Genomic DNA, 17245 nt, shown 5'->3' with positions numbered 1-17245 from the left:
CAGGCTGGCCCTGCGGCCTGGCGTGCGCGCCACAATAGCCGCCATGTCAGACGTGCATTCCGATCAATTGCTCAGCGAAGTCGCGGCCCTGCCGCAGCTGCCGGGCGTCTACCGCTATTTCGACGCGGCCGGCGCGGTGCTCTACGTGGGCAAGGCGCGCAACCTCAAGAAGCGGGTTGCCAACTATTTCCAGAAGAGCCATGGCGGCACGCGCATCGGCCACATGATCAGCAAGATCGTGCGCATGGAGACCACCGTGGTGCGCTCCGAGGCCGAGGCGCTCTTGCTCGAGAACAATCTCATCAAGACGCTCAAGCCGCGCTACAACATCCTGTTCCGCGACGACAAGAGCTATCCCTACCTGAAGATCGCCTCGCACGAGTTTCCGCGCCTGGCCTACTACCGCGGCGCGGTCGACAAGAAGCACCGCTACTTCGGGCCCTACCCGAGCGCCTGGGCGGTGAAGGAGTCGATCCAGCTGCTGCAGAAGGTGTTCAGGCTGCGCACCTGCGAAGACACGGTGTACGCCAACCGCACACGGCCCTGCCTGCTGTACCAGATCAAGCGCTGCACCGGCCCCTGCGTGGGCTACATCACGCCCGAGGCCTATGCGCAGGACGTGGCCAGCGCCGAGGCCTTCCTGAGGGGCGACACCCAGCTCGTGCTCTCCAAGCTCGAGGCGCGCATGACCGAGCACGCCGAGAAGCTCGAATTCGAACAGGCGGCCGAGCTGCGCAACCAGATGTCGGCGATCTCGCGCGTGCTGCACCAGCAGTCGATCGAGATCGCCTCGGACAAGGACGTCGACATCCTTGCCGTCAAGGTGCAGGGCGGCAAGGCCTGCGTCAACCTGGCGATGGTGCGCGGCGGCCGGCACCTGGGCGACCGCGCCTATTTCCCGGTGCATGTGGAAGACGCCGCGCAGATCCATCATGGCGAGCTCGATGCGGAAGAGGGCGCAGCGCCCGCCGCGGCCGATCCGATCGAGGTGCAGGTGCTCGAGGCCTTCGTTGCCCAGCACTACATCGACGTGCCCGTGCCCGCCACGCTGGTGCTGAGCCACCTGGTGAGCCGCGAGCTGATCGAGGCGATCTCGCAGCAGGCCGGCGCGCGCGTGACGGCGGTGTTCCAGCCGCGCGAGCAGCGCCGCCACTGGCTCGAGATGGCCGAGACCAACGCCGGCCTGCAACTGGCCCGGCTGCTGGCGGAAGAAGGTTCGCAGCAGGCGCGCACCCGTGCGCTGGCCGATGCGCTGGAGCTCGCGCCCGACGATCTCGACAACTTCCGCATCGAATGCTTCGACATCTCGCACACCGCGGGCGAGGCCACGCAGGCCTCGTGCGTGGTGTTCGAGCACCACACGATGCAAAACCGCGAATACCGCCGCTACAACATCGAGGGCATCACGCCCGGCGACGACTACGCCGCGATGCGCCAGGTGCTGCACCGCCGCTATGGCAAGCTGGCCGAGGCCATGGCGGCCGAGACTGAAGCGCTGCCGCCGGGCGACGCCGAGAGCGATGGCGGCGGCGCACCGCCCAAGACCCGGACCGCGCGCATGCCGGAACTGGTGCTGGTCGACGGAGGCAAGGGCCAGGTGTCGATGGCGCGCGAGGTGTTCAGCGAACTGGGCCTGCCGCTGTCGCTCATCGTCGGCGTCGAGAAGGGCGAGGGGCGCAAGGTCGGGCTCGAGGAACTGGTGTTTGCCGATGGCCGCGAGAAGGTCTACCTGGGCAAGGACTCCGCGGCGCTGATGCTGGTGGCGCAGATCCGCGACGAGGCACACCGCTTTGCCATCACCGGCATGCGCGCCAAGCGTGCGAAGGTGCGCGTGGGCGGCAGCCAGCTCGAGGACATTCCGGGCATCGGGCCGAAGCGCCGGGCGCGCTTGCTGCAGCGCTTTGGCGGAATCCGCGGCGTGGCGGCCGCCAGCGTCGAGGACATTGCATCGGTCGAAGGCATTGCGACCGACCTGGCCGAGGAAATCTATCGCGCGCTGCATTGAGGCCGATTGCCCCGGCTTCAGCTTCAGCCTCTCGCGCATGACACAATCGCCCGCATGTTCTGGACCCTCCCGACCATCATGACCTGGACGCGCATCGTCGCGATTCCATTGATCGTTGGTGTGTTCTACCTGCCGATGGCCGAGCCGATGCGCAACCTGATCGCCACGGTCATGTTCATCGTCTTCGCGGCCACCGACTGGCTCGACGGCTTCCTGGCGCGCAAGCTCAACCAGACCTCGGCCTTCGGCGCCTTCCTCGATCCGGTGGCCGACAAGTTCCTGGTCTGCGCCTCGCTGCTGGTGCTGGTGCACCTGAACCGCGCCGACGTGTTCGTGGCGCTGATCATCATCGGCCGCGAGATCGCGATCTCGGCGCTGCGCGAGTGGATGGCTCAGATCGGCGCGAGCAAGAGCGTGGCGGTGCACATGATCGGCAAGGTCAAGACCACCGTGCAGATGGTCGCGATTCCGTTCCTGCTCTATGACGGACGCCTCTTCAAGATCATCGACACCGGCCTCTGGGGCCAGTGGCTGATCTGGATCTCGGCCGTGCTCACGATCTGGTCGATGGTCTATTACCTGCAGAAGGCCATTCCCGAAATCCGGGCCCGCGCCAAATGAGCGTGGCTGCGGCCCGCGGCGCAAGCTGGCTGCGCGCCATGCCGGCGGTGTTCGTGCTGATCTGGAGCACGGGCTTCATCGTTGCGCGCTATGGCATGCCCTATGCGCCGCCGCTCAAGTTCCTGGCTGTGCGCTTTGCCCTTTCTCTCGTGTGCTTCTGCCTCTGGGTCAGGCTTGCGCGGGTCGCCTGGCCGAAGGACCGCGCGCAGTGGGGGCATCTGGCGGTCACCGGCGTCCTGATGCAGGCAGGCTACCTGGGCGGCGTCTGGGCCGCGGTGCATGCGGGCATGGGTGCGGGGCTGGTGGCATTGCTGGTCGGCATCCAGCCGGTGCTGACCGCCGTCTGGCTGTCGTTCAACGGCGGGCGCATTTCGCAGCGCCAATGGGCCGGGCTGGTGCTCGGCTTTGCGGGCCTGGTGCTCGTGGTGTCGCGCAAGTTCGGCCAGGGCAGCGAGGTCAGCGCGTTGACCACGGCGCTTGCGGTGATGGCGCTCCTTGCGATCACGGCGGGCACGCTGTACCAGAAGCGCTTCGTCGCGCCCTGCGACGTGCGCAGCGCGAGCGCCGTGCAGATGGCGGCCGCATTGATCGTGTGCCTGCCCTTTGCGGCCATGGAATCGCAAGGCATCGAATGGAACGCGCATTCGACCGGCGCCATGGCCTGGTCGGTGCTGGTGCTGTCGCTGGGCGGCAGCTCGCTGCTCTACATGCTGATCCAGCGCGGCACGGCCACCGCCGTCACGAGCCTGCTCTATCTGGTGCCGCCGTGCACGGCAGTCATGGCCTGGCTGCTGTTCGCCGAGCCGATCACCCTGGTGACCTTGCTGGGCATCGGGCTTACCGCCGCCGGCGTGAGCCTGGTGGTGCGCAGCGATCGCTGAGCCGCCCTTGCTTTTTCTTCAGCGCGGCGAACCGGCCTTGCCGGGTTTCCAGGGCTCGCCGCGGAACTGTTCGGCCAGGTGGTCGAGCAGCAGCCGCACGCGGCGCGGCGTCTTGGGGCGCCAGGGCGCGATCCAGTGGATGTCGGCATCGGGCATGGCGTAGTGGGGCAGCACCCGCACCAGTTCGCCGGAAGCCAGTTGCGGTGCGATGTCCCACAGGCTGCGCAGCATGATGCCGTGGCCGCTCAGGCACCAGTCGCGCACCATCTCGCCCGAATTGCTCGTGAGCGGACCCTGGACGCGCACGCGCGCCGTGCTGCCGTCGCGCGCATGGCGCAGGGTCCACAGCGCGAACTGGTGCTGGTTGACCTCGCCGTTCTCGCGCGCGACCAGGCAGTCGTGCGCCGCCAGCGCATCGACGGTGGCCGGCAGGCCGCGCCGCTCTATATATGAAGGAGAGGCGGCCAGCACACGCTGGTTGCGCGCAATGCGGCGCGTGACCCAGTCGGCCGCGCGGCGCTGCTGCACGGCCCAGAGCCAGAGCGCGCCGTCATAGCCTTCGGCGCCGAGGTCGGGCAGCCGCTCGGTCAGCAGCAACTCGATCTGCAGCCCGGGATGGCGCGCCTGGAAGCTGGCCAGGGCAGGGCCGAGCCAGCGCCGGCCGAAGCCGAAAGTGGCGGCCAGCCGGATGGTGCCCACCAGCTCGTTCTGCCGCTCGCCGAGCTCGCTTTCGAGCGCCGCAAAGCCTTCGAGCAGCGCCCTCGCGTGCAGGCAGACCGCTTCGCCCTCGGCTGTCACGCTGAGGCGGCGCGTGGTGCGCTCGAACAGCCGCTGGCCCAGCCGCGCCTCGAGCGCACCGAGCCGCTTGGTCACGACCGAGGGCACCACGTCCAGCGTGGCGGAGGCGCCCGCCAGGCTTCCCTGGTCGCGGATGGCCAGCACCAGTTCGAGATCGCCGCGGTCCATCGACAATGGATTCATGCCAGATTGGAAAGTATGAATTGGTTGATTGTTGCTTGATGATCGATGGAGCGCAACGCACAATCGCCGCGTGACTGCTTCTCTCTTCGACTTTCCGAGATTCGACATCGAGCGCAACGGCGTGCGCGTGCATGGCCGCATCGGCGGGCGCGGCGCGCCCCTGCTGCTCTTGCACGGGCATCCGCAGACGCACCTGATCTGGCATCGCGTGGCGCCGGCGCTCGCCGAGCAATTCACGGTGGTGACGGTGGACCTGCGCGGCTATGGCGACTCCGGCCGCCCCGCGGACGATGCCGGCCACGTGGCCTACAGCAAGCGCGAAATGGCGCTCGATGCACTCGCCGCCATGCGCCATCACGGCTTCGAGCGCTTCGGCGTGCTGGCGCACGACCGCGGCGCGCGTGTCGCGCATCGGCTGGCCGCCGACCATGCGGCGGCCGTCGAGCGCATGCTGCTGCTGGACATCGCGCCCACGCTCTCGATGTACCAGAACACCACCGAGGCCTTTGCGCGCGCCTACTGGCACTGGTTCTTCCTGATCCAACCGCCGCCGCTGCCCGAGGCCTTAATCGCCTCCGACCCGGTGCGCTACGTGCGCAGCGTGATGGGCGGGCGCCACGCGGGGCTCGCGCCCTTCGCGCCCGAGGTGCTGGCCGAATACGAGCGCTGCGCCGCCATTCCGGGCACGGCCGAATCGATCTGCGGCGACTACCGCGCGTCCGCCACCATCGATCTGGTGCACGACCGCGCCGACATCGCCGCCGGCCGCAAGCTTGCGCAGCCGCTGCGCGTGCTCTGGGGCGAGCACGGCGCGGTGGGCCGCTGCTTCGATGTGCTCTCGCTCTGGCGCGAATGCGCCATCCAGGTTTCGGGCCGCGCCTTGCCGTGCGGCCACTACGTACCGGAGGAGGCCCCGGGCGAACTGCTCGCCGAGGCGCTCCAGTTTTTCACTTCCCCTCTCCAGCAAGAAGGAACCAGACCATGACCACCCACAGAATCGCAGTCATCGCCGGCGACGGCATCGGCAAGGAAACCATGCCCGAAGGCCTGCGCGTGGTCGATGCCGCGGCGCGCAAGTTCGGCATCGACCTGAAGTTCGACCACTTCGACTTCTCGAGCTGGGACTACTGCGAGAAGCACGGCAAGATGCTGCCCGACAACTGGAAGGACCAGATCGGCGGCCATGATGCCATCTACTTCGGTGCGGTCGGCTGGCCCGAGAAGATTGCCGACCATGTCTCGCTCTGGGGCTCGCTGCTCCTGTTCCGCCGCGAGTTCGACCAGTACATCAACCTGCGCCCCGCGCGCCTGATGCCCGGCATCACGGCACCCGTGGTGCGGCGCGACGGCACGCCGCGCGAGCCCGGCGAGATCGACATGTACATCGTGCGCGAGAACACCGAAGGCGAGTACTCGAGCATCGGCGGGCGCATGTACGAAGGCACGCCGCGCGAGATCGTCGTGCAGGAAACCGTGATGTCGCGCGTGGGCGTCGACCGCGTGCTCAAGTTCGCGTTCGAGCTTGCGCAATCGCGCCCCAAGAAGCACCTGACCAGCGCGACCAAGTCGAACGGCATCTCCATCACCATGCCGTACTGGGACGAGCGCGTGGCCGAAATGGCAAAGAACTATCCGGGCGTGAAGCTTGACAAGTTCCACATCGACATCCTCACGGCCCACTTCGTGCAGCGGCCCGACTTCTTCGACGTGGTGGTGGCCAGCAACCTGTTCGGCGACATCCTGTCCGACCTCGGCCCTGCGTGCACCGGCACCATCGGCATTGCGCCCAGCGCCAACCTCAACCCGGAGCGCACCACGCCCTCGCTGTTCGAGCCGGTGCACGGCTCGGCGCCCGACATCGCGGGCAAGGGCATCGCCAACCCCATCGGACAGATCTGGTGCGGCGCGATGATGCTCGAGTTCCTGGGCCACAAGAACGCGCACGACGCGATCCTTTCCACCATCGAAAAGGTGCTGGCGCCCCAAAGCGGAGCGCCGCGCACGCCCGACATCGGCGGCAAGGCGAGCACCAGCGACCTTGGCAAGGCCATTGCCGAGGCCCTTTGAAATTCGTCTTCAAGAAACGCCCCTAAAATCGCGCGCTCCGCTGTTCTGCACGGCCTCGTGTCGTATTGACACCCTGCAGACCAGTGGTTGTAATCCTCGCTGGCAGCGCGCTGCCGAGGCGTCAGTCCTGCCAGGCTTTTCGAGCCGCGTCATTTCGCGGCCAGCTCGCAGCTGACGAAAGCCGACCAACTTTATTTCTTCTACAAGGGGCCCTTGTGAACAAGACCGAACTGATTGAGCACATCGCAAAGAACGCCGATATTTCCAAGGCAGCCGCCACCCGCGCGCTGGAATCCACCATCGGCGCCATTCGTACCACGCTCAAAAAAGGCGGCTCGGTGTCGCTGGTCGGTTTCGGCACTTTCGCAGTCGGAAAAAGGGCCGCCCGCACCGGCCGCAATCCGCGCACCGGCGACGCGATTAAAATCAAGGCCGCCAAGATTCCGAAGTTCCGTCCGGGCAAGGCGTTGAAAGACGCGCTGAACTAAGACGTAGACTACGGAGAGTATTCCCGGTGGGGTGCTTAGCTCAGCTGGTAGAGCGGCGCCCTTACAAGGCGTAGGTCGGGGGTTCGAGCCCCTCAGCACCCACCACCCGAAATGCTAGTGAAATCAAGGGCTTAGAGTGATCTAGGCCCTTTTTCTTTGCCCACTTTACCGCCCGGAATGACAGCCTAGAACAGCCTTTGCCAACCAAAAACAGCGATCTGCCACCCGTGCGAATCGCGTAAAGTGCGTAGCTTCACGGTACACGCAAGGGATCGATATGGCGGGGAAGCGGCAGCGGCCGAATGGCTGGGAATACGTCATCAAGCGCGCCGGTTTGCTCGACAAGCCGATCTATCTCACCTTTGCCGATGAGACCGAGGGCGATACGTTCGTCGCCCGGGTCGAGAAGCTGCTCGACAAGGGCATAGTGCCCACCGAACTGCAGGCCCCCTCGCGAATCGTCACCATCGCCGACCTCGTGCGAGAGTACGAGCGCGACGCGCACCCGAAGGCCAAGGATCGGGCCGCGCTCGGAACCATCATCAAGACCAAGGGGGCGGCCCGACTGACCGCAATCACGGCCGGCTGGGTCGATGACTGGATCTCGGAGATGAAGCGCCTCGACAAGCTTGCGCCGGCCACCATCCGCGCGAAGGTAGGGGCGTTGGCACGCTGTACAGATTGGGGCATGCGCAAGGGGCATTTGGTCATGCCCGACCATCCGCTGCGCACGCTGCCCGATGGCTATGCCCAGTACACCAAAACCGATGCGGCGCTCGCCGGCGGCGCCCGGGTTGATGTCGAGCGCGATAGACGTCTGGAACCCGGCGAATTCGAGCGGATTTCCGCGGTGATCGTCGGCGGCATCCTGCCCCGGAAACAGCGGCCTTTGACGTTGGACGAACCGAAGGGGCTTTGGTGCCTTTTCGTCCTGGCCGTCGAGTCGGCGATGCGGCTGCGCGAAATGTTCACGCTGACGCTCGATCAGATCGACCTCGGCAAGCGCACGGTTTTCCTCGACAAGACAAAGAACGGCGACAAGCGACAGGTGCCGCTCTCCAGCGTGGCTGTGCAGGCGCTGACGGCCTATTCAGAGATTCGAATTGCGGCCGGTGCCAAGGGGCGTGACGTCATGTTTCCGTGGTGGGATGGAGACACCAGTCCGGTAAAACTCGACAGAACTTCGGATTATTTGTCGAAGTTGTTCGTCGGGGTTTTCGAGGCGGCGAAGTGCCCGGGCCTGAAGTTTCACGACCTCCGGCACGAGGCGACGAGTCGTCTTTTCGAAAAGACGACTCTCTCGGAAACGCAGATCATGAAGATCACCGGCCACAAGTCGCACCGCATGATGATGCGGTACGCAAACCTACGGGGTAGCGACCTGGCGGCGCGGCTTTGGTGACTGCGAGGGTCTGCGCATGCGTGCCGCGGTGTCTCTGATGACGGCGTTCTCGATGTAGTCGAGCACGTCCTTTGTCATCATCACGTAGGCGCGGCCTACCTGGGCGGCAGGCAGTTCGCCTTTGTGAATCATCTTCTTCACCGTCTCGGGGTGAATCTTCAACAGCTCGGCCGCGCCTGGCACGTCCACGGTGAGGTTCATGGTGTGATCTTTCGGGAGTGCTCGGCGGCGAATTCGGGGTGCTCGGCGCGCCAGGCGGCCCAGCTTTCGTCGGTGAGCTTGTGCTCGATCCATGCCGGCAAGTCGGTGGTGGGTGAGAACGGCGTGCGCGCTCGGGGCGAGCAGCGGCAGCAGAGCTTCGGCAGGCGCTCGTGCAGCCTCAGGTGCGCGGCACAGAAATACAGGCCGCAGCCGCGGTCGCCGCCATAGGGCTCACCGCCGCAGACGTGCGCCAAGCCGCGATGAATTTCCGCGCCGCAGCCGGGGTGGTCGCAGATCGACGGGACGCCGTAACCGATGTCCCGGTGCCAGTTGGTGTCGTAGCCGATTTCCCAGCTCATCAGTGCACCGCCTGGCCCGGCTCGGGCGTCGTTTCTTCGGACGCGGATGCTGCGCGTGCGGCCGCCTCGAGCACAAGGCGCGCTTGATCGGAGCCCAGCTCTGCGCACATGGCTCCGCCCATGGCCGAAAGGAAGCCGATGAAGGCCCGCGCGAGGGCGTTCTCGCTAGGCATGCCCGCCAATGCAGAAACGACCTTCGGCGCGAGCCTGTTCCATATTTCCGCGCCGTAGGCCATCTCTTGGCGCGCGGCGTCGGCGCCGCCCGGTTCGATCCATGCCGCGATGCATTCGGCAGAGGGTGACTCGTGTGCCTGGCTCGGCGTGTTGCTCTGGTGAGTGGGGGCCGCGGCCAGCATTGCGCGGTACGCCGGCGCCATCGTCGCGAGCGAGGCCGCGAGCATGTCGGCGGTGATCCCCTGTGCCTTTTCCATGCGCATCAGCACTATCGGAGCCGCTTGCCGGGCAAGGGCGACATCCATCGCGCTCGCAGTTGGCCACACGGCGAGCGCGGCGCCGGCGATGATTTCCGGTGTGGGCTCCAGCGGCACGACCGTGTGCGTCGTCGGATCGATGGTCACCGTGAGGGTCTTGGTCATTGCGGTTCTTTCGGGATTGGATCGAACGACGAACGCGCCTCGGCCCATGCTCGGACCTTCGGCGCCAGCGCGCGGCGCGCGGTGCGGCGCTGGCGCGAGTTGCCGCTGAGCCGCTTGTCCATCCATTCGATGTGTGCGTCGGTGTTGCAGAACGGGCAAGGAATGTCGCCGCCGGAAAACAAGGGGCCGCCCGGCTCGTCGCAGGAGTCCAGGTCCCACATGTACCCGTCGATGCATGTGCCGTCCGGGTAGCGCGCACCGAAGGTCGGCGCTTCGTAGTTGCAGCCGAGTTCCTTAGCCATGTTCCGACCCCTTCGCGCCGGCGCCGCAGTCGGAGAGGGCCGTGCGAGCGAGGGCCAAGACTGATGCGATCAATCCTGAGTCCATGTCGTGGCCGAATGCCATGACTGGCGGGTGGGCCGCTGGGTACAAGATTCGCGCGGGCACATCCTGCTGCTGATGCTTCTCGATAACGGTTACCGCAACGTCATCAAGGCCTCCGAGCAGCGGCGACCTGTGGAAGTGCTGCGCCGGGAAGGTGTAGCTCTCCCCGGCCTCGATCCGCATCAAGTGCCGGACCACTCGGAAGGCTCCATCTAGTGCGGTGGTGGGGCCGTGAAACTTGTTGTCTGCGGCAGCGCGCGCGTGCGTCAGCGCCATCATCCTGTGGTCGCCGCCTTCATAGCGGTAGGTCGACAGTTCCTCGTGTGCAATGGTCCCGCAGAGGACGTGCGACACCATGTGAAACCGGTGGTCGTGAGCGTCGCCGCTGATGTCCATGCCGGGCTTGAGAAGCCGACGACTCCAGATGTGCAGGCGAGTCTCAACATCAGAGCCTTCGCCGAGATAGCCCTGTAGCACGCCGATGCCGTGGTGGCGCCATTGCATGCCTTCCATTGCGCACAGTGCCATGGCCCGCATCGAGTGCCACGCTTGATTTCTCGTGATCTTGGTGAACCGGCTCATGCTCCGCCGCCTTTCGTTCCGCCCTTCGAAAGCCCGGTTCCGAGGGGAGTGTCCTCCCTCGTCCTGACCCCGTAGACGGCTTCGCACACCGCGCGGCATTTCGCGAGGCTGAATCGATCGTTCTCATCGCGCACGCCCGTTTCCATGTCGAGCCAGTAGTTGTCATCCTTCGCACCGATGACAGCCACGGCGGCAGCCACGTTGTCCGGGTTGAGCCCGCCGGCATAACCGCGCACCGCATTGATGTCTTCGCCTGGCTCCGGCCATGCCGCAGGCGCGATGCCGCGGCCTCCGCTGGCGTCAAAGAGCCACTGCACATCAGCCTCATCGGGAAAGGCTTCACGGCACTGGAGAATGGGCTGCAGGTCCGGGTCGATTGCCTCGACCCACTCGACCAATTTGGTGGTGTCGATGCCGCGAAGCGTGGTGTTGATCTGCACTCGGAAAAATTCGCCAAGCATCGAGTCGACCAGCGTCTCTGAATTCGCGAGCAGGCTGTCGCTGTGGCCGCCGCACAAGTGCGCGGAAAGGCAGAGCCTCCGATGGAAGAGGCGATAGATGAAGGTGTAGGACGGATACCGCGGCTGATTGCCCTGCCGAGCTGGCGAGAACAGGATGCCCCACTCGATGGGGTAGAGCGCTGCCAGCTCCGTCATGCCGGCGATATCGGTTCCTTCGTCAGCGCCGGTGAACGTGATGAAGTTAGGGAGTGCGGCCATCACGCACCTCCTTTCGAGCTGGCCTCGAGGCGGTCGCCGCTTTCGATGGCTGCGATTGCAAGAGCGGCGATCTTTACCAGGCGGTCGCGGCGCTCTGCCTTGTTGCAGAGCCTATGCAATTGCTTGCTGATGCAGTTGACCCATTCGACAGCGTTGTGCTGGTCGTCGTGCTGAGTGCCGCCCCATTGTTCATCCTGTCGGTTGCGCTCGGCGCTCACGTCGCGGAAGGCCATCAAGCGGCCCGACCTTGTACGGTCGAGCGTGTCGCAGAAGCTCGTCGTCAATTCATCGTCAATCGTGACGGCACGGCGGCGCGTGCGAGGCATGGCAACCGGCTTCCAGCCTGCCGGCGGCGTGTAGCCGATATGAGCGTGCAGCTTGCCGTCGTGCACGAGCTGGGCGATTCGTGAGTCAATGGCGGCGTGTACGTCGGCGACGGTATGCGGCATGCAGGGCTCGTCGCAGTCGTGGTCGCATTCCTCGCATCCCGGCCAGCCGCCGTCGTGGGCTGCGATGGCCTTCGCTAGTTCGGCTTCATCCCAGTCATTGATCGTTCGCTCGCTCGCCCAATCAATGGCTGCTGCGACGATTGCCGCTTCGACCGCGGTCGTGCTGGCGGGCGGGATGGGGGAGTCTTCAGTCTTCAAAGCGTACTCCTGGCGCGCTCGGGCGCGCAGTGAAAGATTTCCGATGAGGGCATTCGATGTGGCTGCACTCCACTTCGCCGCGTGCGACCTCGAGCATGCGCATGCCGCGCCTGTTGCAGGTGCTGCAGTCCTTGGGATCGCGGTCGCCGGTGTAGATGGCGCCGGCGAGCGGATGGGGTGCGCTGGGCTGCGAGGCGCGCGTGCGGCGCTCCGCATCGGCGGCAGCGGCTTCGATTTGCCGCGAGGGGTTGCGCGGGATCACGCGGCCGACCTTCAGCATTCGGCGCTCCTGGCTGTATCGGCCGGCACTGCGAAGAAGCCGAGCGACCCTCTGAGCGGTTGAAACGGCAGCGGTTGGGTATCGCGGAGCACGAAGCCCTGCGGTCCGAAGAACCATGGCGAATCGCTGGTGCCAACGCAATCGACCACATCGGCGCTCCCGACAATGCCGCCGCGCGGGAGGGCGTCGAATGCGGGCAGGGCCTCTGCCGCCTCCTGCAGTCGCGGGGACAGGGACAGAAAATCGAGGGCGTCCTCGTATTCGCCGCGCGTCATGCCTTTGGCGGCATGGATGAGCGTGGCGCCGCGATGACGCGTGGCCCAGCTGCGGTTCTCGATGAGCTTGATCGTGCCGGCTGCCAGCGCCGCGGCGCGCGCTTCCCCTTCGAGGTCCGGCCGCACGATCAGCCAGGCCCAAGGCTGGCGAATTGAGATTGCGAGCGTGGGGCCGGGATTGCTCGGGAAGGGTGTCGGGCTGACGAACTCGGGCGGCATCATGCTGGCTCCTTCTGCGTCATGCGGCGAAGGCGCAGCTGCAACGCGGCGGCGGCGTCGAGTCGCGCGTGCAGTCCTTCGAGCGCCTCGGCGCTGAGCGGATAGCCGGACCGACGAACGAGGCGCGCGGCGTCCTGCAGCGTGTGCAGGTCGTGCGGGTTGTGGAACTCGACCGTCATCCGGTTGGCGGTGACATCGACGCCCGCCACGGAAACGAGCGGGCCGGCGCAGGCAATCTCTGTTGCAGCCATCGCATCAGTGGTAGCGAGAATCGCCTCGACCAGCTCCACGCGTCGGGCGGGCACCAGCTCGGGGGCAAGGCGCTTCACCACGCGCCAAAGGGCGGTTCTGCTGCTCATGCTGTCGCCCGCTGTTCTGCTGCGGCCTGGCGCAGCGTGAGGTGGTAGGAGGTGGCAGCGGCCTCGGCCATCTGCTGCGGCGTGCTGTTGCGCAGCATTTCTTCGTAGACCTCGAGGCCGGCGACGATGGCATGCAGCCCGGGGCCGTCGAACCCGTAGCGTCCATGCCGCCCACGGATGCCGTCGCAGCGGATCAGCGCATCGCGGGCGGCGACCATGGGCGCGACGCATACCGGGTCGATCTGTTCTGCGCGAACGAGACCGACGTTGATGCACGACGCGAGGCGGTCGAACATGTCGTCATCCGTTGTGCCGGCCTTGAGCTGGCAAAAGGCGTCGTGCAGCTTCGTCATCACCTCATCGGCGGTGCCTGGGTGCGTGTCCTGGCGTGCGGCAATGAGCATTGCCCATGTCGCGGGGTTGACATTGGAGCGGGGATAGCGGCGCTTCATGCGGCCTCCAAGATGAAAGAGGGTTGGCGCAGGCGCTCGCGTTGGAGCGGCTCATGCGCCTCGTTGAGTTCGATGCCAATGAATTGGCGGCCGAGCTGCTGCGCCACCTGGCCGGTGGTGCCGCTTCCGAAGAACGGATCGAGAACGACGCCGCCCGCCGGCGCGCCGGCCAGAATGCAAGGTTCGATGAGGTCCGTTGGAAAGGTCGCGAAGTGCGCGCCCTTGTATGGCTTGGTGCTGACGGTCCAGACGCTGCGCTTGTTGCGCCGGCCCTCATAGGCAACCGGCTCGCGGTCCTCGCGAAACTGCGGCTTCTGGCCATGCTCGCCTGCGCTGTCTTTGGTGGTGCGCGCAAAGCTGTTCCGTCGAGAGACAGCCTTCATCGGCCCGTTCGTCTTGCCTGGCACGCGGTCGCTGCCGGCCTGGGATTCGATGTCCTGCGCCATCCTGCTCAGCGTCGACTCGGCCGAGGGCTCGCTGATGGCGCCTTGGTCGAAGTAGTAGCTCGGTGACTTCGACATCAGAAAGATGTCCTCGTGCGCCTTGGTGCACCTGTCCCGCACGCTCTCCGGCATGGGGTTGGGCTTGTGCCAAACGATGCCCTGGCGGAGATACCAGCCGCTCGAGCGAAGGGCGAAAGCCGTCATCCATGGGATGCCGACCAGATCCTTTGCCTTGATGCCGCTGCCCTTCGGCAGGTTGGTGGTTCGCCGGGACTGCTTCGGGTGATTGGTGATGCTTCGCTGCTGCGCAACGCTGGCGTTATAAGAGCTGTTGCCGTGGTTGGTGGTGCGGCCTTCCGCGCCCCACGAGCCGGCGTAGCTGTCGCCAAGGTTGAGCCACAGGGTGCCGTCATCGGCAAGGATGTCGAGGCACAGCGAGAACACTTCCACCATCGTGGCAACGTACTCATCGGGTGTTTCCTCGAGCCCGATCTGTCCGGCGTGTCCGTAGTCGCGCAGGCCCCAGTAGGGCGGAGACGTGACGATGGTTTGCACCTGCACGCCATCAGCAGCCATCCGGCGAAGCACCGCGCGCACGTCGCCGAAGTGGCAGCGGTTGAGCCAGTCCTTCATGCTGCCTCCCTTCCGTAGATCAGGGATTCGTGGGCGAAATTGGCGGCTACTAGCCTTTCTGCTTGGATCGGTGCCACGCTGTTGCCACACATCCGGACCTGCGCAGTGGCGCTGAGCTTGATGCGCGGAACGGCCAGTGGATCTGCAGCCTGTACCCCGTCCTTGAACAGCAGCGCCGGGTCTGGAATCTCGTGGATGACATAGCCTTCCGGGAAGCTCTGAGCAAGGAAGAGCTCCGGTGCCTTGAGCATGCGGAGCGTGATGTCCACCAGCACCCACCATTGCCCCTCGTGAAACATGAGCACCAGCTCGGCCGGCTCGGGGAAGTGCTCGGGCAAGTGCTGGTGCAGCAACTCGGCGCACATGCGCGCGCGTTCACGCAGCTCGGGTGCGAGGCACTCGGCGGGCACCTGCACGGCCTGCACGAGGCCCATGCGTCCCTTGGTGGGGAGCGTGTGCATCGGCTCGGCGACGCCTTGCCATTGCCCTCCGTTGCTGTAGTACTTCACGCAATAGGCGGTGATGAGGCGCTGGTTGGCTCCCTTGGAAAGGATGGTGGACATGGGCGCATCAGCCGAACGCCCGGCGTTGTCCTCGTAGAAACCGCCGTAGGCCTGCTCGAGGCACGCGGAGACTAGGGCCTGCTCGCCGCGATGTGCGCCAGTGATGGTGCGCAGCGGCTCGGCTGGGTCGTTCCCTGCGCGCTCGCCGTGGTGCGTCAGGTGCGTGAGGTGCACGGCGGTGACCGCGCTGGTGCCGCCGCTGGCTGTCACGGTGTTGAGCGGCTGCTCGAGGCTGCGCACGCCGTGGCTCCAACGCTTTGCGCCGGTCGCAGACGATTCTCCGTGCCCCATGTCCACCAGATGGGCTGCCACCACCGCATGCTTCACGCCACCGGCCACTACGGTGCCGAGCGGGCGCTCAATGTCCAGCGCGCGCGGCTCCTGTCCGGCGCGCTCGCCATAGCCGATGGTCACCAGGCTTGCGCTGGCGAGGCCGTGATGAGTGCCGCCGGCCGAGATGGTCGAAAGCGGCAATGCGATGTGATCGCCTTGCAAGTGGCTTTCCTCGGTGCCGCGCATTGGCGCGACTACCGGCGCGACCACGGCGTGATGGCCGCCGGTTGTGACAGTTGCTAGCGGCAGAGACGCTGGCGCGCCAGTGTGACCGGTGGTGTTGGTCATCACCATGGGCGAGAGGGTGGGCGTGACCACCGAAAAGTGCCCGCCCTTGACCTGTGCGCAGATCGTGCGCAGCGGCTCGTCGGCCGCCATGTTGCGCTGGTTGCTAGCGTTGGCATGCTCGCTCACGAACGGGGCGAGCACTGGCTGAGCGATGCAGGAGTCGGCTTTCGACGTGATCGTTTGCAGGGGCAGGTTGACAGGCCGTTCTGGCGATTGGCCCATGCGCCCGCCCACACCCACGATGAATGGCTTAGGGCTCGCGAGAACGTGCCGCCATAGGCCCTTCGCAACACGGCGAAGTGTGTTCACGGCGAGCGCGCGGTCGCGGCCAAAGATGCTGCGGGCCGGAAGGCTGAAATCGATGCATTCAGCGGCCGAGCGCCACGGCAGAAGCTTGCCGGCGAGCACCTCGGCACTCGCGGGGTTGCCGTGGGTAGCCTCGGGCCAACGGATGGGCAGGCCATCGCGCCGGGCCACGAGAAAGAGGCGCTTTCGGATGGTCGGCGCGCCGTGATCACAGGCGCGCAGCTCGCGCCATTCCACGTTGTAGCCGTGGCCGCGTAGCTGACGCACGAAGCTCTCGAAGGTCTTCCCCTTGCGGGCGGGGTCTGGTCGAGCGGTGCCATCGGTGCCCACGAGCAGCGGACCCCAGGTGGTGAACTCTTCGACGTTCTCGAGCATGAGCACGCGCGGCTTGGTCAGTGCCACCCAGCGCATCCCGACCCATGCCAGGCCGCGAATGTGTTTCGCCACTGGCGTGCCGCCCTTGGCCTTGGAAAAGTGCTTGCAGTCCGGCGAAAGCCACACGAGCCCGACCGGCTGGTTGCGAGTGACTTTGATCGGATCGACTTCCCACACGCTCTCGAGCAGGTGCTGAGTGCGCGGGTGGTTCATGGCGTGCATCGCCAGCGCTTCGGGATCGTGGTTGATGGCAATGTCCACCGGTCGCCCGAATGCGGCTTCGATGCCGGTAGATGTGCCCCCACCGCCAGCGAAGTTGTCGATGATCAACTCGTGCGGGAATGGCAGGCCTTGCTGCTTCACCTGTGGTGCAGGCGGTCGAGGCGATGGGCTTGGCCGGCGCGCGCGGGGAATGGCGCGCGGCATCTCCCGTAGCATCTCCGCGATCTGCGCGCGTGACACATCCACGCTGAAGCCCTCGAACTCGGAGAGGCGGTGAAGCTCGTCGTCCTCCGCGCGAACGGGGTTGTGGCTAGTCACCTCCAGTCGATATGTCCGAAGCGGCGCCGGAAGCGCGGGCAGCAGATGCCGCTGAATCAATATGGCCAGCGCTTCGCGTGCGTCGACCTCGACGCCGGCCTCTGCCGCGGCGCGAAGGAAGATCGGGTGCTCTTGGAGCATCTCTCCGTCGCCGAATCCCCAGTTGGCGAACAACTGGCTCGCGTGGAGCTCGACCCCGCACTCGCGGCCGAGGTCCAGTGGTTGGGTGAAGTCGTCGCGCTTCAC

At 66.0% G+C, this 17245-nt stretch carries 21 protein-coding genes and 1 tRNA gene; 8 read left to right on the top strand and 14 right to left on the bottom strand.

The features are described 5' to 3' along the window. The first annotated feature begins 43 nt into the window (after positions 1 to 43). From uvrC to VPA02S_RS03895, 3 genes are read left to right on the top strand one after another with little or no spacing between them, the layout of a single operon-like run. Complete coding sequence (uvrC, locus tag VPA02S_RS03905; RefSeq protein WP_028256156.1) at positions 44 to 2005, top strand: excinuclease ABC subunit UvrC; 1962 nt, start codon at positions 44 to 46, stop codon at positions 2003 to 2005. Positions 2006 to 2059: 54 nt separating this feature from the next. Further along, positions 2060 to 2626, top strand: a complete 567-nt coding sequence (gene pgsA / locus VPA02S_RS03900; RefSeq protein WP_012746926.1) for a CDP-diacylglycerol--glycerol-3-phosphate 3-phosphatidyltransferase — start codon at positions 2060 to 2062, stop codon at positions 2624 to 2626. Then, positions 2623 to 3507, top strand: a complete 885-nt coding sequence (locus tag VPA02S_RS03895) for a DMT family transporter (RefSeq protein WP_062362336.1) — start codon at positions 2623 to 2625, stop codon at positions 3505 to 3507. The genes pgsA and VPA02S_RS03895 overlap by 4 nt, the downstream gene beginning before the upstream one ends. An 18-nt stretch (positions 3508 to 3525) precedes the next feature. Here VPA02S_RS03895 and VPA02S_RS03890 read toward each other — a convergent pair whose 3' ends face one another. After that, positions 3526 to 4488 carry a LysR substrate-binding domain-containing protein gene (locus tag VPA02S_RS03890; RefSeq protein WP_020610554.1) on the bottom strand — a complete coding sequence of 321 codons (963 nt, stop codon included), beginning with the start codon at positions 4486 to 4488 and terminating at the stop codon, positions 3526 to 3528. Between the two features lie 70 nt (positions 4489 to 4558). On the opposite strand from VPA02S_RS03890, the gene VPA02S_RS03885 reads away from it, so the two are divergent. From VPA02S_RS03885 to VPA02S_RS03865, 5 genes are all read left to right on the top strand, one after another. Further along, entirely contained in the window at positions 4559 to 5473 is a 915-nt protein-coding gene (locus VPA02S_RS03885) for an alpha/beta fold hydrolase (protein WP_062362333.1), read from the top strand. Further along, positions 5470 to 6555, top strand: coding sequence for a tartrate dehydrogenase (locus tag VPA02S_RS03880; RefSeq protein ID WP_012746930.1), 1086 nt, complete (start codon positions 5470 to 5472; stop codon positions 6553 to 6555). The genes VPA02S_RS03885 and VPA02S_RS03880 overlap by 4 nt, the downstream gene beginning before the upstream one ends. Positions 6556 to 6770: 215 nt before the next feature. Further along, complete coding sequence (locus VPA02S_RS03875) at positions 6771 to 7043, top strand: HU family DNA-binding protein (protein WP_007830705.1); 273 nt, start codon at positions 6771 to 6773, stop codon at positions 7041 to 7043. Positions 7044 to 7072: 29 nt separating this feature from the next. Continuing rightward, positions 7073 to 7148, top strand: a tRNA-Val gene (locus tag VPA02S_RS03870). Positions 7149 to 7320: 172 nt separating this feature from the next. Next, positions 7321 to 8445 carry a site-specific integrase gene (locus VPA02S_RS03865; protein ID WP_062362330.1) on the top strand — a complete coding sequence of 375 codons (1125 nt, stop codon included), beginning with the start codon at positions 7321 to 7323 and terminating at the stop codon, positions 8443 to 8445. Here the strand turns inward: VPA02S_RS03865 and VPA02S_RS03860 are convergent. The 13 genes from VPA02S_RS03860 to VPA02S_RS03800 are packed head-to-tail and all read right to left on the bottom strand — an operon-like array spanning position 8410 to position 17245. Beyond that, positions 8410 to 8646, bottom strand: coding sequence for a helix-turn-helix domain-containing protein (locus tag VPA02S_RS03860; RefSeq protein WP_062362327.1), 237 nt, complete (start codon positions 8644 to 8646; stop codon positions 8410 to 8412). The genes VPA02S_RS03865 and VPA02S_RS03860 overlap by 36 nt on opposite strands. Further along, complete coding sequence (locus VPA02S_RS03855; protein ID WP_062362324.1) at positions 8643 to 9005, bottom strand: hypothetical protein; 363 nt, start codon at positions 9003 to 9005, stop codon at positions 8643 to 8645. Before VPA02S_RS03855 ends, VPA02S_RS03860 begins: the two co-directional genes overlap by 4 nt. Next, positions 9005 to 9601: a hypothetical protein gene (locus VPA02S_RS03850; protein ID WP_062362322.1), complete on the bottom strand. Its 597-nt coding sequence runs from the start codon at positions 9599 to 9601 to the stop codon at positions 9005 to 9007. The genes VPA02S_RS03855 and VPA02S_RS03850 overlap by 1 nt, the downstream gene beginning before the upstream one ends. Next, a complete protein-coding gene (locus tag VPA02S_RS03845; protein ID WP_062362319.1) occupies positions 9598 to 9903 on the bottom strand; it encodes a hypothetical protein in 306 nt (101 codons plus the stop codon). Before VPA02S_RS03845 ends, VPA02S_RS03850 begins: the two co-directional genes overlap by 4 nt. Beyond that, positions 9896 to 10567: a hypothetical protein gene (locus VPA02S_RS03840; RefSeq protein WP_062362316.1), complete on the bottom strand. Its 672-nt coding sequence runs from the start codon at positions 10565 to 10567 to the stop codon at positions 9896 to 9898. The genes VPA02S_RS03845 and VPA02S_RS03840 overlap by 8 nt, the downstream gene beginning before the upstream one ends. Further along, positions 10564 to 11286 (bottom strand): hypothetical protein, encoded by a 723-nt coding sequence (locus VPA02S_RS03835; protein WP_062362313.1) that lies wholly within the window; start codon positions 11284 to 11286, stop codon positions 10564 to 10566. The genes VPA02S_RS03840 and VPA02S_RS03835 overlap by 4 nt, the downstream gene beginning before the upstream one ends. Continuing rightward, positions 11286 to 11933, bottom strand: coding sequence for a hypothetical protein (locus VPA02S_RS03830; protein WP_062362310.1), 648 nt, complete (start codon positions 11931 to 11933; stop codon positions 11286 to 11288). Before VPA02S_RS03830 ends, VPA02S_RS03835 begins: the two co-directional genes overlap by 1 nt. Next, the gene (locus VPA02S_RS03825; RefSeq protein WP_062362307.1) at positions 11923 to 12213 is read right to left on the bottom strand and encodes a hypothetical protein; all 291 of its coding nucleotides are present in this window, start codon (positions 12211 to 12213) and stop codon (positions 11923 to 11925) included. Before VPA02S_RS03825 ends, VPA02S_RS03830 begins: the two co-directional genes overlap by 11 nt. Further along, positions 12207 to 12710: an ASCH domain-containing protein gene (locus VPA02S_RS03820; protein WP_244883370.1), complete on the bottom strand. Its 504-nt coding sequence runs from the start codon at positions 12708 to 12710 to the stop codon at positions 12207 to 12209. Before VPA02S_RS03820 ends, VPA02S_RS03825 begins: the two co-directional genes overlap by 7 nt. Further along, positions 12707 to 13066 carry a hypothetical protein gene (locus tag VPA02S_RS03815; protein ID WP_155736557.1) on the bottom strand — a complete coding sequence of 120 codons (360 nt, stop codon included), beginning with the start codon at positions 13064 to 13066 and terminating at the stop codon, positions 12707 to 12709. Before VPA02S_RS03815 ends, VPA02S_RS03820 begins: the two co-directional genes overlap by 4 nt. Then, positions 13063 to 13518: a hypothetical protein gene (locus VPA02S_RS03810; RefSeq protein WP_062362300.1), complete on the bottom strand. Its 456-nt coding sequence runs from the start codon at positions 13516 to 13518 to the stop codon at positions 13063 to 13065. Before VPA02S_RS03810 ends, VPA02S_RS03815 begins: the two co-directional genes overlap by 4 nt. Next, positions 13515 to 14594 (bottom strand): DNA-methyltransferase, encoded by a 1080-nt coding sequence (locus VPA02S_RS03805; protein ID WP_062362297.1) that lies wholly within the window; start codon positions 14592 to 14594, stop codon positions 13515 to 13517. The genes VPA02S_RS03810 and VPA02S_RS03805 overlap by 4 nt, the downstream gene beginning before the upstream one ends. Beyond that, entirely contained in the window at positions 14591 to 17245 is a 2655-nt protein-coding gene (locus VPA02S_RS03800) for a DNA cytosine methyltransferase (RefSeq protein ID WP_310649307.1), read from the bottom strand. The genes VPA02S_RS03805 and VPA02S_RS03800 overlap by 4 nt, the downstream gene beginning before the upstream one ends.

The organism is Variovorax paradoxus NBRC 15149, from assembly GCF_001591365.1.
GTDB lineage: Bacteria > Pseudomonadota > Gammaproteobacteria > Burkholderiales > Burkholderiaceae_C > Variovorax > Variovorax paradoxus.
Note: the sequence above shows the minus strand (reverse complement) of the source record. Positions and strands in the feature narration are given on the sequence as shown.